This is a genomic window from Chitinophaga sp. XS-30 (assembly GCF_008086345.1).
Classification (GTDB): domain Bacteria; phylum Bacteroidota; class Bacteroidia; order Chitinophagales; family Chitinophagaceae; genus Chitinophaga.
On sequence record NZ_CP043006.1, the window covers coordinates 2,916,593 to 2,931,323 of the forward strand.

The 14,731-nt window shown below is 52.5% G+C and carries 11 protein-coding genes; 7 read left to right on the top strand and 4 right to left on the bottom strand.

Going from position 1 to position 14,731, the window contains the following annotated elements:
* Position 1: 1 nt before the first annotated feature.
* Complete coding sequence (locus FW415_RS12020) at positions 2–751, bottom strand: DeoR/GlpR family DNA-binding transcription regulator (protein ID WP_148385182.1); 750 nt, start codon at positions 749–751, stop codon at positions 2–4.
* Positions 752–1,241: 490 nt separating this feature from the next.
* Here FW415_RS12020 and FW415_RS12025 point away from each other — a divergent pair, with 490 nt between their 5' ends.
* The 5 genes from FW415_RS12025 to FW415_RS12045 are packed head-to-tail and all read left to right on the top strand — an operon-like array spanning position 1,242 to position 9,969.
* Positions 1,242–4,487, top strand: a complete 3,246-nt coding sequence (locus tag FW415_RS12025) for a TonB-dependent receptor (protein ID WP_246859015.1) — start codon at positions 1,242–1,244, stop codon at positions 4,485–4,487.
* A gap of 10 nt (positions 4,488–4,497) precedes the next feature.
* Positions 4,498–6,237: a RagB/SusD family nutrient uptake outer membrane protein gene (locus FW415_RS12030; RefSeq protein ID WP_148385184.1), complete on the top strand. Its 1,740-nt coding sequence runs from the start codon at positions 4,498–4,500 to the stop codon at positions 6,235–6,237.
* Positions 6,238–6,248: 11 nt separating this feature from the next.
* Positions 6,249–7,466, top strand: a complete 1,218-nt coding sequence (locus FW415_RS12035; RefSeq protein ID WP_148385186.1) for a YdcF family protein — start codon at positions 6,249–6,251, stop codon at positions 7,464–7,466.
* Between the two features lie 46 nt (positions 7,467–7,512).
* Positions 7,513–9,099 carry an endonuclease/exonuclease/phosphatase family protein gene (locus FW415_RS12040; RefSeq protein WP_168208787.1) on the top strand — a complete coding sequence of 529 codons (1,587 nt, stop codon included), beginning with the start codon at positions 7,513–7,515 and terminating at the stop codon, positions 9,097–9,099.
* 54 nt (positions 9,100–9,153) lie between these two features.
* The gene (locus FW415_RS12045; protein WP_148385190.1) at positions 9,154–9,969 is read left to right on the top strand and encodes an N-acetylmuramic acid 6-phosphate etherase; all 816 of its coding nucleotides are present in this window, start codon (positions 9,154–9,156) and stop codon (positions 9,967–9,969) included.
* On the opposite strand, the gene FW415_RS25765 is transcribed toward FW415_RS12045, so the two are convergent.
* The gene (locus FW415_RS25765; RefSeq protein ID WP_371417049.1) at positions 9,921–10,433 is read right to left on the bottom strand and encodes a hypothetical protein; all 513 of its coding nucleotides are present in this window, start codon (positions 10,431–10,433) and stop codon (positions 9,921–9,923) included. The two genes, FW415_RS12045 and FW415_RS25765, sit on opposite strands and share 49 nt — an antisense overlap.
* 246 nt (positions 10,434–10,679) lie before the next feature.
* Here FW415_RS25765 and FW415_RS25770 point away from each other — a divergent pair, with 246 nt between their 5' ends.
* Complete coding sequence (locus tag FW415_RS25770) at positions 10,680–11,906, top strand: hypothetical protein (RefSeq protein WP_371417051.1); 1,227 nt, start codon at positions 10,680–10,682, stop codon at positions 11,904–11,906.
* Positions 11,907–12,005: 99 nt separating this feature from the next.
* A complete protein-coding gene (locus FW415_RS12055; protein ID WP_148385195.1) occupies positions 12,006–12,887 on the top strand; it encodes an N-acetylglucosamine kinase in 882 nt (293 codons plus the stop codon).
* On the opposite strand, the gene FW415_RS12060 is transcribed toward FW415_RS12055, so the two are convergent.
* Together FW415_RS12060 and FW415_RS12065 are read right to left on the bottom strand one after the other, a co-directional pair.
* A complete protein-coding gene (locus FW415_RS12060) occupies positions 12,796–13,455 on the bottom strand; it encodes an FMN-binding negative transcriptional regulator (RefSeq protein WP_148385197.1) in 660 nt (219 codons plus the stop codon). The two genes, FW415_RS12055 and FW415_RS12060, sit on opposite strands and share 92 nt — an antisense overlap.
* A 105-nt stretch (positions 13,456–13,560) precedes the next feature.
* Positions 13,561–14,658 (bottom strand): Mrp/NBP35 family ATP-binding protein, encoded by a 1,098-nt coding sequence (locus tag FW415_RS12065; protein ID WP_148385199.1) that lies wholly within the window; start codon positions 14,656–14,658, stop codon positions 13,561–13,563.
* Between the last annotated feature and the right edge of the window lie 73 nt (positions 14,659–14,731).

Here is a 14,731-nt window from a genome sequence, read left to right on the forward strand (position 1 = left end):
TTTACAATACGGTCAGGCCCTCTTTATTATAGGCAGCCATCATCGGATGAACGGGAGCCAGTTCCGTAACGAGATAATCCACCTGGCTGACATCGCATATCTTAAGCCTGCGGCTGCTGTTCAGCTTTTCACTGATGCAGAGCACGGCGGTTTTCCGGGCGGAGCGGACAATAGCCTTTTTCACCTGAACGATTTCCCAATCCACATCCGTTAACCCTTCTTCCGAAGAAAAGCCGTTTGCGCCAAGCAGGCAGAGGTCCGCCTTGATCTCCGACAACTGGTTGATCACACTTGAGCCGGTATGCAGGTTGGCATTCTTGCAAAGTTTGCCGCCGATGGTGATCACCTCCAGGTTGCTTTTTTCCGACAGCGTAATAGCCACCTGGGGGCTGATGGTAAAGAAAGTTACCGTCAGGTGATCGGGGATGGCTTTGGCGACTTCCAGCATAGTAGTGCCGCCTTCCGTCAATACCACCATGTCTTTTTTGATCAGCGACAATGTTTTCTCCGCGATCACCTGCTTGGAATCCTGTGCATATATGGTGCTGTCCTTCATGAACGGAGTGGCAAGGGATTTACTGATAGCCCCGCCATGTACCTTGATAATATAGCCTTCTTCCACCAGCTCTTTCAGATCACGGCGCACGGTATCTTCCGAAACATCCAGCAGTATGCTGAGATCATTGGATAAAACCTTGTTGTGCAGGTTGATCTCCCGCATGATCAGCTTATGGCGTTCTTCTTTGATCATCTTTTCTCTTTTAGGAACAGGCCCTGAAATTAATCTAAATAATCGTCCCGGTTTGCGGTTATTTGCGTTTTTATATCCAAACCTGAATAAAACCGCAACTGAATATTATCTCAAAGTTAACATATGGTTATCGAATTTTAAAATCAATACTATAATGCTATATAACGAGTTATTATATCCAATAATAGATAATAAAATAGATGTCCTGAAACAAATTTTACTATTTACAATTTTGTACCATATGTTTATTTGCAAATTTTTCTCGCAAAAAAGTGCAGATAAAATTTCTTTTTGCGTTTTTATGCTTTTATATTTGTTTTCAAATAGGATTAAAAACGCAAATCTTGACGACAACCAGGCTATAAACCAAGGCATACGTAATGAACTGTTCACGATCAACCAGACCAGCCATTTTCCAATCACAACAGGCATTCTTTAAAATAAGTCAGAGACATCCTTATTTATTCAGAAAATTAAACTAACCGGGAATATGCAAAAGAGATTTCTCGTATCTATGACCGCTTCGGCCGCAAGGCTGTGTTTTATCGCAGGCGCCGTTTGCCTGCAGCTATGCTACTCCGTCTATACGGCGGCGGGCAGCCCTGTTGTTGCACCTTCGGCCATGCAAGCCGCAGAGATCATTATCCGCGGACAAGTGACCGACAGCGACAATGGGGGCCCGTTGCCCGGCGCCCAGATCCGGCTCAAAGGCAACCCCAAAACAGGAACGGCCGCCGATGGGGACGGCCGCTTTACACTTGCTGTCCCGGATAATACCGGTACGCTTATCATCAGTTTCATGGGATATACTACGCAGGAAGTAGAGATCGCCGGGCGGAAGGAGATCAGCATACAATTGAAGCCGGACGCCCAGACCCTGCAGGACGTTGTTGTAGTGGGATACGGCACCCAGTCAAAGACCAAAGTGACCGGCTCCGTGGCGCAGGTGGGAGAGGAGGTCTTCAAGAACAGGCCCATCGTAAACATCGCACAGGGCCTCCAGGGCGCTATTCCCAATCTGAACATCACCTTCGGGGACGGGCAGCTGAACCGGGGCGGCTCCTTCAACATCCGGGGCTTTACCTCTATCAATGGCGGCGCCCCCCTGATCCTGATCGACGGTACGCCCGGTCAGATCAATCTCATTAACCCGGAAGATGTGGAAAGCGTAACCGTGCTGAAAGATGCTGCATCCGCAGCTATTTATGGCGCCCGTGCTGCCTTCGGCGTAATATTGGTGACAACGAAGAAAGGCAGGGAAGGCAAACCGCTCGTCCGTTACACCAATAACTTCGGTTTCGGCAAGCCTATCGGTATTCCCGGCGTGATCAATGACCCGCTGGAAGCCGCCAGGGTGCAGAATGAAGCATACCGTGGTTATGCCGGTACAGACGCGGCCGGCATGCCTGCCATCATCGAGTACCTGGAACAGCGGCGCGATGATCCCTCTCTGCCTGAACTGGGCGTGGACGCCAGCGGCAACTTTATCCGTGGTGCGAACACGGACTGGTACGATGAGTTCTATAACGATAAAGCGCCCTTCTCCAAAAACTATATCAGCATTTCCAATGCAAAGAATAATACTTCGTATTATCTCTCCCTGGGGTATGAAAAACAGAACGGCATTTTCGCGCATGCCACAGACACCTACGAACGCATCAGCTCCCGGCTGAAAGTGGATACGCGTGTGTGGGACTGGCTGCAGGTGTTTGACAATATTGAGTTTAACCAGGGTTTGTACGATGCGCCCAACAAATTCGTCAGTGATGGCGGCTACAATGTGTACCGTTATCTTTCACTCTATGCCAATCCCTACGAAGCTATCAAGACCGCCAACGGGAATTATACGATCGCCGGCATGTCCGTATTCGGCCAGTTGAACGATGCCGGGCGCACAAAGAATAAAGACCAGGTTTTCAAGAACACGATCGGTTTCCGCACGAATTTCCTCAACAACCGGTTGCGGCTGAATGGCGATTACACTTACTTCCTGACACAGACCCGCGATGACGTGCAATATTTCAGGATGAAATATGAGAACCGCCCCAACAGCATCGTGAACTTCACCAACCCGGATTATTATTCTTCCGGCGCTGCGGACAGGGCGCACCATATCATCAATCTTTATGCGGAGTATGAAGAGCGTTTGGGGAAGCATCATATAAAAGGCCTGGCGGGATTTAACCGTGAGCTGAATCAGTTGAGCGCATTCATTGCCCGGAGGGACGAGAACATTACTTCCAGCCTGGGCTCCATCAATCTCACGAACGGCATTACCACATTATCCGCTGATAAATCGGAATGGGCGCTGCAGGGTATTTTCGGCCGGTTGAATTATGATTTTGACAATAAATACCTGCTGGAGTTCAATGGCCGGTACGATGGCACATCCCGCTTCGCGCAGAACGACCGTTTCGGGTTTTTCCCTTCTGTTTCCGCGGGATGGGTGCTCTCCAATGAACCTTTCTTCCAGCCGTTGAAACGAAGCATCAACAGCTTCAAGCTGCGGGCTTCCTACGGCTCGCTGGGTAATCAGCTGGTAGGCAATTACGCGTACATCAGTACCATGTCGCCCTATACAGCGTCTGATCTGCTGGACCTGAACGGTCAGTTGCCGCTGGCTGTGCGTGCGCCCAACCTGGTGCCTTTCAACCTCACCTGGGAAACGGCCAGCACATTGAATATGGGTTTTGACATGGCTTTGCTGAAGAACAGGCTGAATGTCGGGTTCGACTGGTACGACCGGCAGACGAAGAACATGCTCACCAAAGGCAGAACATTACCTGCGGTGCTGGGCACGGCCGAGCCAAGAGAAAATGCGGCAGACCTGTCTACCAAAGGATGGGAACTGTCCCTGAAATGGAACGACGAGCTGCAGCTGGCCGGTAAACCGTTTGCCTATCATTTCTCCGTAGTGCTGTCAGACAGCCGATCCTTCATCACGCGCTTTAACAACCCTGCCAGATTGCTGACCGATTTTTATGAAGGGATGGAAGTTGGGGAAATATGGGGATATACCACCCTGGGCTTTTTCAAGACAGATGATGAGTCTGCCGGGCATGCAGACCAGTCCAGGCTGCACCTGTTCCCCGGCCTGCCGAAAGCGGGGGACATCAAGTTTGAAGATACGAATGGGGACAAGGTGATCAGCTTCGGCAAAAATACGGTAGACGATCCCGGAGACCTCCGCAAGATCGGGAACACCACGCCCCGTTATGCATATGGCGTAAACATGGGCTTTAACTGGTACAACTTCTCGCTCGATGTGTTCCTGCAGGGGATCGGCAAACGCGATTTCTGGCCGGGCACGGAAGCAGCAGTGTTCTGGGGCTTCTACAACCGCTGGAACCAGCCGGTGTACGATCATATCTATAACAATTACTGGACACCCGAAAATCCGGATGCCTATTTCCCGCGCCTGCGTGCTTACGAAGCGCTGACCACCGACCGGTCGCTGGGCGCCGTGCAGACACGCTACCTGCAGAATGCAGCCTACCTGCGCCTCAAGAACCTGAGCGTTGGCTATAACATTCCGCAAGCTATTTCCACCAGGGCAAAGATCGCGCTGGCCAGGGTATTCTTTTCCGGGCAAAACCTGTTCGAATGGACCCGCCTGTCCAAAGCATTCGATCCTGAAGGGCTGAATGACGAAGTGGATGCGTCACGCTCCAACGGCGCCGGCTTCGTATATCCGCTGCAACGTACGTTCACATTTGGTGTTGAGATCAACTTTTAAAATTGTAGTTATGCGTATAAGATCATTTTTCTTGCTGCTGTTGACGGGATGCTTTTCTATTGCCTGTCAAAAGGATTTTCTCGAGCGTTATCCGCAAAGCGAGATCAGCCCGCAGCAGTTTTTCAATACGGAGAAAGACCTGGAACTGTACACCAACAGCTTCTATGCCGGCCTGCCGGGAGAGGGTGTTTTTACCGCGGATTTCTCCAGCGATAATGTAGACGTGTCCGCTATTAACGAAGTGGTAACAGGGAGAAGGAGGGTGTTCACGGATGCAGCTTCCGCCGGCTGGACCTGGACGGCGTTGTATAATATCAATTACTTCCTGGAGTATTATGACAAGCCTGCAATTCCGGCCGAAGCACGGAATCACTATGCCGGTGTGGCCCGGTTTTTCCGCGCATGGTTTTATTTCGACAAGCTGAAACGATTCGGGGATGTGCCCTGGTACAGCAAATCGCTGAACGCAGGCAGTCCGGAGCTTTACAAAGCGCGGGACCCCCGCAGTCTCATCGTGGATTCCATCGTTGCAGACCTTGATTTTGCGGCGGCCCATCTTCGTGTGGCGAAAACACCGGCGCGTATCAATAAATGGACGGCCCTGTCGTTCAAATCCACCGTATGCCTTTTTGAAGGCACTTTCCGCAAGTACCATCCGGAGTTCCAGCTGCAGGGCTCGGCGGACGCCTTGTTGCAGGAAGCTGCCGATGCTGCCGGTGAAGTGATGACAGACGGGCCGTACAAGCTGACCACCGGCGACCCGAATACGGTGTACATGAACCTGTTCGCAGCCCAGACGCCCAATGCCGACGAATTCATCTTAAGCCGCCTTTACGGGCTGACCGTAAATAAAGCGCATCCCGCCAACCAGGTATTCACTTCTCCCACGCGCGGTAATCCCGGGATTACAAAATCGCTCATCGAATCTTACCTGATGACGGACGGCACGCCCTTCTCCGCTGTGCCGGGGTCAGCCACCATGCCCTTTTGGGAGGAAGTGGAGAACAGGGATCCCCGCCTGGCGCAAACCATACGCACCCCCGGTTATCGCCGTATAGGCGGTACCGTTAACCTGGTGCCGGACTATGCCAATGCTTTCACCGGCTACCAGAATATAAAGTTCGTATCCACGCCGGACCAGGATGCGGCTGCTTATACGCCCCTGCCCATCATCCGTTATGCCGAAGTGCTGCTGAATTATGCGGAAGCGATGGCTGAATTGAACCAGCTCACCCAGGAAGAAGCAGACCGCTCCGTCAATCTTTTACGGGCCAGGGTGAATATGCCTGCGCTTACGGTCAGCGGGCTGGTTGCAGATCCCTTCCTGCTGGCGCAATACCGGCATACTACAGATCCCGTGGTGCTGGAGGTGCGCCGTGAGCGCCGGATAGAGCTGGCCATGGAAGGATTCCGGTTTAACGACCTGATGCGATGGAAAGAAGGGCATCTGCTGGCCGAAGTTTTTTACGGCGCCTACTACCCGGCCAAAGGTACTTATGACCTGGATGGGAACGGAACGGATGATGTGGCCGTTGTGGATGTAAAACCTTCCCCCTCCGTGCCAGGCCTGCAATATTTTGTGCTGCAACCGGATAAGGCTTTGAGTGAAGGGGATAAGGGGAAGATCATCATACACGCCAATGTAGCAAAAACGTTCGATGAGGAGAAGGACTACCTGTACCCTCTTCCGTTAAGCGAACTGCAGTTGAATACGAAACTGGAGCAGAATAATAAATGGCCTGAACAATAAGAGAACGTAATATGATACATCTGGGATACCGGTCGTGGTTATTCGTTTTGGGATGCGCCCTGTCGCTGTCCGCCGCGGTTCCGAAGAGAGACCCTGCTGTGCTGCGCAGCAAGCTGTTCTATCTGCCTGTTCAACTGGACGCCCATGCCAGGTTGAGGAACGATGCGGTATTGCAGCAAATGGGCCATTCCTACCGCGAACGCGTGCAGCAAGCCCGCAGGGAGTGCAGGGATATGGCCTGCTATGCCACAGCATTGCGCCTGCGGGACGAAGAGATATTACGATCAGGTAACCGGCTGGTAGCGCTTTACATGCGGGGGAACGGTATGAAGAAAGTGGTACAGGCAGTCAGAACAGCCGGATATTACAGCAAAGGCACGCCGTTGGCCGATACGGCTTTGCTGCGCTTTGCGTGGGAGCGTACAGCAGCAGGCATGAACTACATCTTTGATACTTACCTCGCAGGCAAGCGGCCACGGTATCCTGTCATTGATTCTATTTCCTTCCGGGTTAATGACCCTTCATTCATCTCGCTCACGGAAAAAATGCTGGACCGGCAGTTGGCGGAAACGCCCGCACACCGGCCATATCATGCCTTGCCGGTGGAGCTGGCCATTGAGGTGCTGCTGATCAACGGCAGGGATGAAGCTGCCCGCTACGAGCCGCTGACGGCCGGGCAGAATGCCGGGGCTTACGCCCGCATCACCCGCACCGCCTGGGAAGAATACTCTTATACCGCGTTGCTGGTCCCCGGCTACGGGCCGGATAAACCGGGTGTGCGCATCGATCACCGGGCGATCGCCAGATGTAAAATGGCGGCAGAACGGTTCCGGCGGAAATTGGCGCCATTCATCATCGTATCCGGCGGGCATGTGTACCCGCACCGGACGCCATACAGCGAAGCTGTGGAGATGAAAAAATACCTGGTGCAGGAACTGGATATACCGGAATCGGCCATTATCATCGAACCGCATGCCCGGCACACCACCACGAACATGCGGAATGCCGGAAGGCTGATGTATCGTTTCAACATGCCGGTGAATAAACCGGCCCTGGTAGTAACGGACACTGCACAGATACTGATGATCGCAAACCTCGACAAACGCTGCATGAATGAACTGGGAATAGTGCCTTACCGGGATGTAAAAATACTGAATCAGCATGAGGCCGCTTTCTATCCTGCAGCGCATTGCTTTTACATCAATGTGCTGGATGTGGCAGACCCCTGATCAATATTGTGGAAGATTGGTTTTTTATCAACTTAAAATCTTTACCATGAAACAAACAATGCACCGATCGTTTATTTCGCTGGCAGTCCTCTGCAGCGCCAGCCTGCTGTTTTCCTGCCACAAAGTTAAAGAGCCGGAAGGTACGGTCCTGCCGGGAGCCTTGCGCAGCAATGTGCAAACAGCTTCGCTGGCGGAGGTGAAGGTGATGAATTACAACATCCACGCAGGCATCGGTATAGACGGTGTATATGACCTGCAGCGCATTGCGGATGTGATCAGCGATGCCGATGCGGATGTGGTATCGTTGAACGAAGTGCACAAGCACTACGAAGCTGCAACGAATTATGAGGACCAAGTAGCCTGGCTGGCGAATGAACTGGGCATGTATGCTGCATTTCAGAAAACCACCTGGAAGTCCGCCATCCCGGCATCCGGGAACAAGGAGCGGCAATTCGGACATGCCATCCTGAGCAAATACCCGATAGAAGTGCTCAATACAAGAATATACGACGCATACGGGAGCCACTACCATGGTCTGCTCGAAACACGCATCGTCATTAACGGGCATCCCATGCTGTTTTACGTGACACACCTGGCAACGGACCCCGCGCTTTTGACGGCGCAGCGGCAACAGCTGCGGGTGTGGATGGATGAGACCTATGGTACTAAAATACTGATGGGCGACCTGAATGCCATACCCACCAATGCGAACATACTGGCGATCAAGGAAACGATGGTAGATGCCTTTGAGAGCCAGCCCAATGCTTATACCTTCAAATCCAATAATCCCACTGTCCGTATCGATTATATCCTGGGTACCTCCAACATCACCTTCAGCAACAGCCAGGTGATATCCACCCAGGTTTCCGATCATTTCCCGATCGTAAGCCATGCATCAGTAGGCGCCTCGAAGCTGAAACTGATGCAATACAATATCAAACATGGCCAGGGGACGGACGGAGTGGTGGACCTGCAACGTATCGCGGATGTTATCCGGAATTCGAAGGCGCATGTGGTGGTGCTGAATGAAGTGGACAGGAATTATGATCCGCGCAGCAATTATGAGGATCAATTGGTGTGGCTGGCGGATGAGCTGGGGATGTATTACGAGTTCCAGAAAACCACCTGGAAGGCGCCTGTTCCGGCATCCGGCAACAAGGAACGCCAATTCGGGCATGGTATCCTGAGTAAATATCCTATCGGGAACGCCGCTACGCAGGGAAGGTGGATCTATACGGATTACACCACGCACTACATGGGTCTGCTGAAAGTACGGGTGAGTGTGAATGCGGACCCGCTGTATGTGTACATCACCAACCTGGGCAGCACCGCTGCGGAACGTTTGTCGCAGGCGCAGGAAGCCATGTCTTTTATCAACCCGCCCAACCATACCTGGAAAGTATTTGCGGGAACGTTCAGCGATGTGCCGGGCAGCGCACCAGTTGCTGCCGTGCTCACGAGCTTTACAGACGTTTTCGCCGGCCAGACGGCCTATACTTTCCCTGCAAACGCGCCCAATGTGCGGGTGGACTACATCTTTGTAAAAAGCCCTGTAGCTGCCGGCAACACTGCCGTTATTTCCTCGCAGGCATCTACCCACCTGCCCATTGTCTGTGATATTGAAATGCAGTAAAACCTCATGTTCCACGAATGAAAAATTGAGATCATAATAAACAAAACCATGAACATGTTAAAAGTAACGGAAGAGCCTTCCAGGTACAGGCATCTTGAGAAAATGACGATTGAGCAGATCACCGCCAACATTAACCGGGAAGACCAGTTGGTGGCCCTGGCGGTAGAAAAAGCGCTGCCGGACCTGAATGCACTGATCCAGGCCGTGGTGGACAAGCTGCGGCAGGGAGGAAGGTTGTTCTACCTGGGAGCCGGCAGTGGAGGCCGTTTATCAGTGCTGGATGTCATTGAAATGCCTACCACCTACGGTGTGCCGAAAGGATTGCTGAATGCTGTGCTGGCAGGCGGTGCAGACCGTCTTGTGGAAGCGCTGGAAGAAAAGGAGGATGATATGGAAGACGGATGGCGGCAATTGCAGGAACTGCAGATAGGCAATATCGATATCGTGATCGGTATTTCCGCAAGCGGCACTACTCCCTTTGTGCTGGCTGGTTTGAAAGAATGCCGGAAGCATGGCATAACCACGGGATGCATCGTCAGCAATCCCGGTTCGCCTATTGCGGCGGAAGTGGACTTTCCGGTGGAAGTGATCACGGGACCGGAGTTTATTTCCGGCAGCACCCGCATGAAATGCGGAACGGCGCAAAAGATGATCTTTGATATGATCAGTACCACCACCATGATACAGCTTGGCAGAGTGGAGGATAACCGCATGGTGAATGTGGCGCTGATCAATAACAAGATCATCGACAGAGCGGTAAAGATGCTGATGTCAAAAGCCGGCATACAGGATTACGAAGCGGCTAAAAAGTTGCTGATCGCTCAGGGCAGCGTCAAAAAAGCATTAGACCATCTTTCAGAAAGAATATAAACAATATGAAAATGCGCTTGATTACCGCGCTGGTATTGCTTTTCAGTGTACCAGGCTTTGCTCAGGAGGAATTTATGACCGGAACGGCGACGGTACATATCGATCCCGATACCAATGCGGTATATTCCGCCGCGCTGGCGGGTTATGGTGTACCACGGGAAGGGCGCTTCAGCCTTACCTGGCAATCTATGCAGCCGGTAACAGGCATTACTGCGCTCATGGCGGCGAATGGCAAGCTGTTTGCTGCCGGTGCGCAGGGAGATTGGATGGTGGGTATTCCCGCCGCGGATACTTTTCAGTGGAAAGCTGCCGGTAAAACGCCGGTGCTGAAAGCGCTCACTGCCATGAACGGAAAGTTCTACGCTGTGAATGCTGCTAATGAGATACTGGAAGGCAGGCTGCACAAGAACGCCGTAAAATGGAAAAGACGCGGCAGTCCGGGCACTGTAACGGCGCTCGCGCAACTGCACGGCAAATTATACGCATCAGCGGGCGATACGCTGCTGGAAGGCACGGTGGCCGGAGGGAAGATCGTATGGCGGTCATCCGGCGCAGCGCCCCGCTTCATCTGTATGACCAGCAACGGCCGTGAGATATACGGGGTGAACAGCGGTGACAGCCTGTGGACGGGCGTTCCCGGTCCGCATGGCGTAACATGGCGGCAGATCGGCCGGAAGAACGATGTAACATACAAGATCGCCGTCAGGCAGATGGCGGTGCTCGATCATACCTTGTATGCGGTGGATGACCGGAATGCGTTGCATAAAGGCGGTCACCGCACCATGAACGACCTGACCGCCCGCGCGCTGGCCATCAGCAGGCAGGATAAAACGGTCGTGATCGTGGGGATTGATGTATGCGGTTTCAATGCATCGCTCGGGGCAGCGGTGAAAGATGCCGTCTTCAAAAGCAGGAATATACCGCCATCCGCTATCCTGCTCAATGCGTCGCATACCCATTTTGCGCCTGTTACGCAAACCTGGATCACCTGGGGGGCGTTCTATCATTTCCCCGACAGCAATTATCTGAACAAGGTGGTGAAAGCAGGCATTACCCGCGCCATTGAAACGGCGCTTGACAATTTATCGCCTTCCCGTCTCTACTTTACAAGAGGGACAACGCAGATCGGGCATAACCGCAGAGCTTCGGTCAATGCCGCCAAACCGTACGATAATGTGCTGGATGTGTTGAAGATCACCGATACGGAAGACAAGCTGAAAAGTGTGCTGTTCCTCACCGGCTGCCACCCTGTATTCAGGAATGCAGGCGAAGAATCTTTCACCCTCAGCGCCAACTATCCGGCTGTAGCCCGAAAGCTGGTAGAGCAACGCACGGGAACGGACAATGCAATATTCATACAGGGCTGCGGCGGAGATATCAATCCCCGCAGCAGTGATCACCGGGAGACCGGAACGGAACTGGGGAAAGATGTGCTGCAGGGGCTGGATGCCGGTTTGCAGCGTATAGAAGGTAAGATCAGTTTTCATCTCGATACGGTGAATATTCCCGTGCACCCGTGGAGTTTAGACAGTGTAAGGCGGTTTAAAAAAGCGAATGAAGGAAAGGCCGGGGATATTGAAGCGGAAAAGAATGTGCGCTGGGCCGATCTGATGCTGCAGCGGTACAGGGATAATATCGTGGAAAATATACTGCCGGAATATGTGCAAACGCTCAATATCGGGAACTGGAAGTTCGTAGGCATATCACGCGAAGCGGTTACGGAGTACGGCAAAGGGATACGGGAGATATGGCCGGACCGCCTGGTATCCGTGGCCGGGTATTGCAATGATGTAGCCAGTTATCTGCCGGTGGCCTGGCATATCCGCACAGGGGTGTACGAGGGTTTTGGATCATTTTTCTGGTACGGGCAGCCGGGGCTTCCTCCGCTGGACGTTTATGACCGGGTCATTGATGCGATCAGGCGGAAAAACAGGTAGTCATGATGGAGCGGAACCATTCAAAACGCGACAGGCATAAACATCGTTATGGCGGCATGCCTGCAAAGAGGAAAGTCTTTTTTAGTTTAAAATTTACGCATGAAACTGATTGCAGACGGCGGGTCCACCAAAGCCAGCTGGTGCCTGATCTGCCCCGGGAAGGAGGAGTTATATTTCAATACGGAAGGGTACAATCCATATTATGTGGACAGCCAGTATATCCGGCAGTCGCTGCACAGGGCCTTGCCTGCGGAAGTGCCGCGCGAGGCGGTAACGGAGGTGCATTTTTATGGTGCGGGTTGCGAGCCGTCCACGGAAGCCGTTATTATCGCAGCGCTGGGCGCATTGTTCGGGAGTGCTGCGGTTTCAGCGGGTAGCGACCTGCTGGCAGCGGCCAGGGCACTACTGGGCAATGAGCCTGGTTTTGCGGCGATACTGGGAACAGGCACCAATACCTGTTTGTATGATGGTGCGCAGGTGACGCATTCCATTGATCCGTTAGGATACATGCTCGGAGATGAAGGCAGTGGCAGCTACATCGGGAAGAAATTGCTGATCGCCTATTGCAGGGAATACCTTCCGCTGCCGCTCCGGCGCGAATTCTTGTCCGTCTATGGGCTGACGAAGGAAAATATCATGGAACGGGTGTACAAAGGTCCCCTGGCGAACCGTTTTTGCGCAGGGTTTGCGAAGTTTGTGAAGCTGCATCTTGATGATGCGTTCGTATATCAGCTGGCGAAAGATGCTTTTCATGATTTCTTTCGTTCCCTGGTTTGCCATTACCCTGATTACGCCAGCTACACGCTGAATTGCACCGGTTCCGTTGCTTTTCATTTTGAGGATATGCTGAAGGAAACGGCTGCTTGTTATGGCATGCGTACAGGCAGGATCATACAGGACCCGATTCGGGGGTTGGCGCATTATTACCGGCAGCAGGATATTTTCGCTCCCTCCTCTTTTCCATCTCCGCCGCGATCCTGAAGGAGTGGTCATCCCCGCTTTCCTTGAGATGGTCCACCACGCTGAAGTAGTCGTGATCGTTCCTGTTCTGGCTGAGTTTGAAACGGGTATCTATCCTGTTGATACTGATCTCGAAACCGATGATCGCTTTGAGGTTGTTATGCAATTCCTTTTCCGGGATATCGCTCATTTTCACCGTGCTTTCGTAGTGGTCCATCAGTCCGTGAAGGGATGCGGTCAGCGCGGCTTCGTCCAGTACCTGCAGCTGGCCATACACATGTACAGCAATGTAATTCCAGGTCGGGATCTTTTCTTTTTCATACCAGGAGGAGGAAATATAGGCATGCGGGTCCATGAAAACAGCGAGGAAAGGCTGGCCGGATGTGAAAGTTGCGGCCTGGGGATTTTTTCTGGCGATATGGCCGCGCAGTACAAATGTGCCCGGCGTTTTCTCTTCCAGTTCAACAGGCAGGTGTGTGCCGACAGGTACGCCGTTTTCCGTACTGACCAGCAGGGCAAAGCCGTTCTGCCGGATGAACGCCGCAATGGTGTCCCAATCTGATTCCTGACTGTATTTCGGGGAATACATAACCGTATTTTATATGCTGATGTAAATTCGGGGAAGAAATACCTCCCGGCGCAGGGCGATACATGACCCCGGCGCCGGGAGCGTGAAAATTGAAAAGCAACAGGGCTATACCATGATCTCCACGATCTTCGTCGGTTCCATATTCGCGTTGCGCATGGAGATGCTGCGGGCAGTAGCGGCTGCAAAATCGCTGAATGCTTTACGGGTAACGGGATCATTGCCGGTCACGGCAGGAACGCCTTCGTCCCCGCCTTCACGGATGCTTTGTACCAGCGGTATCTGCCCGAGGAAAGGTATTTCCAGCTCCTCGGCCAGCCTTTTGCCGCCTTCCTTGCCAAAGATGTAATATTTGTTCTCCGGCAGTTCCGCAGGCGTGAAATAGGCCATGTTCTCCACCAGCCCGATCACCGGTACCCTGATCTGCGGGCTGTTGAACATGCTGATGCCTTTTTTGGCATCGGCCAGCGCAACGTCCTGCGGTGTGGTAACGATCACGGCGCCGGTCACCGGTACGGTCTGCACGAGCGTCAGGTGTATATCTCCCGTACCCGGCGGCATATCAATGATCAGGTAATCCAGTTCCTCCCAGTACACATCGCTGACAAATTGTTTGAGGGCGCTGCTGGCCATGGGGCCACGCCATACGATAGCCTGTTTCTCATCCACCAGCAGGCCGATGGACATGAATTTGATGCCGAATTTTTCCATCGGCTGTATCATCCCTTTTCCTTCCACATTCACCATCATCGGTCTTTCGCCGCGTACGCCGAACATGATGGGTACGGAAGGGCCGTAGATATCCGCGTCCATCAGTCCCACTTTAGCGCCATCCTGTGCGAGGGCCAGCGCGAGGTTCGCTGCTACGGTCGATTTGCCTACACCTCCCTTTCCGGAAGCGACCATAATAATATTTCTGACATTCGGCAGGAGGGATTTGCCATCCTTACGGTTGGAACTTACATTCGCGGTCATTTTCACTTCCACTTCAGCATCCTTGCTCACGAGATGAATGATCGCGTTCACACAGGCGTTTTTTATCATCTCTTTCAAGGGGCAGGCGGGAGTGGTCAGCACTACGGTGAATTGTACTTTATTGCCGTTGATCTCAATGTCTTTCACCATGTTCAACGTCACCAGATCCTTTCCCAGATCAGGTTCCTCCACATTTGACAGGGCCTCCAGGACCTTTTCTTTTGTGATCATAAATTAGTGTTAAAATTGTTTCCGATCTGCAAAGTTAACCTAAAATGAGGTTTAATTTGTCTGTTTTATATTG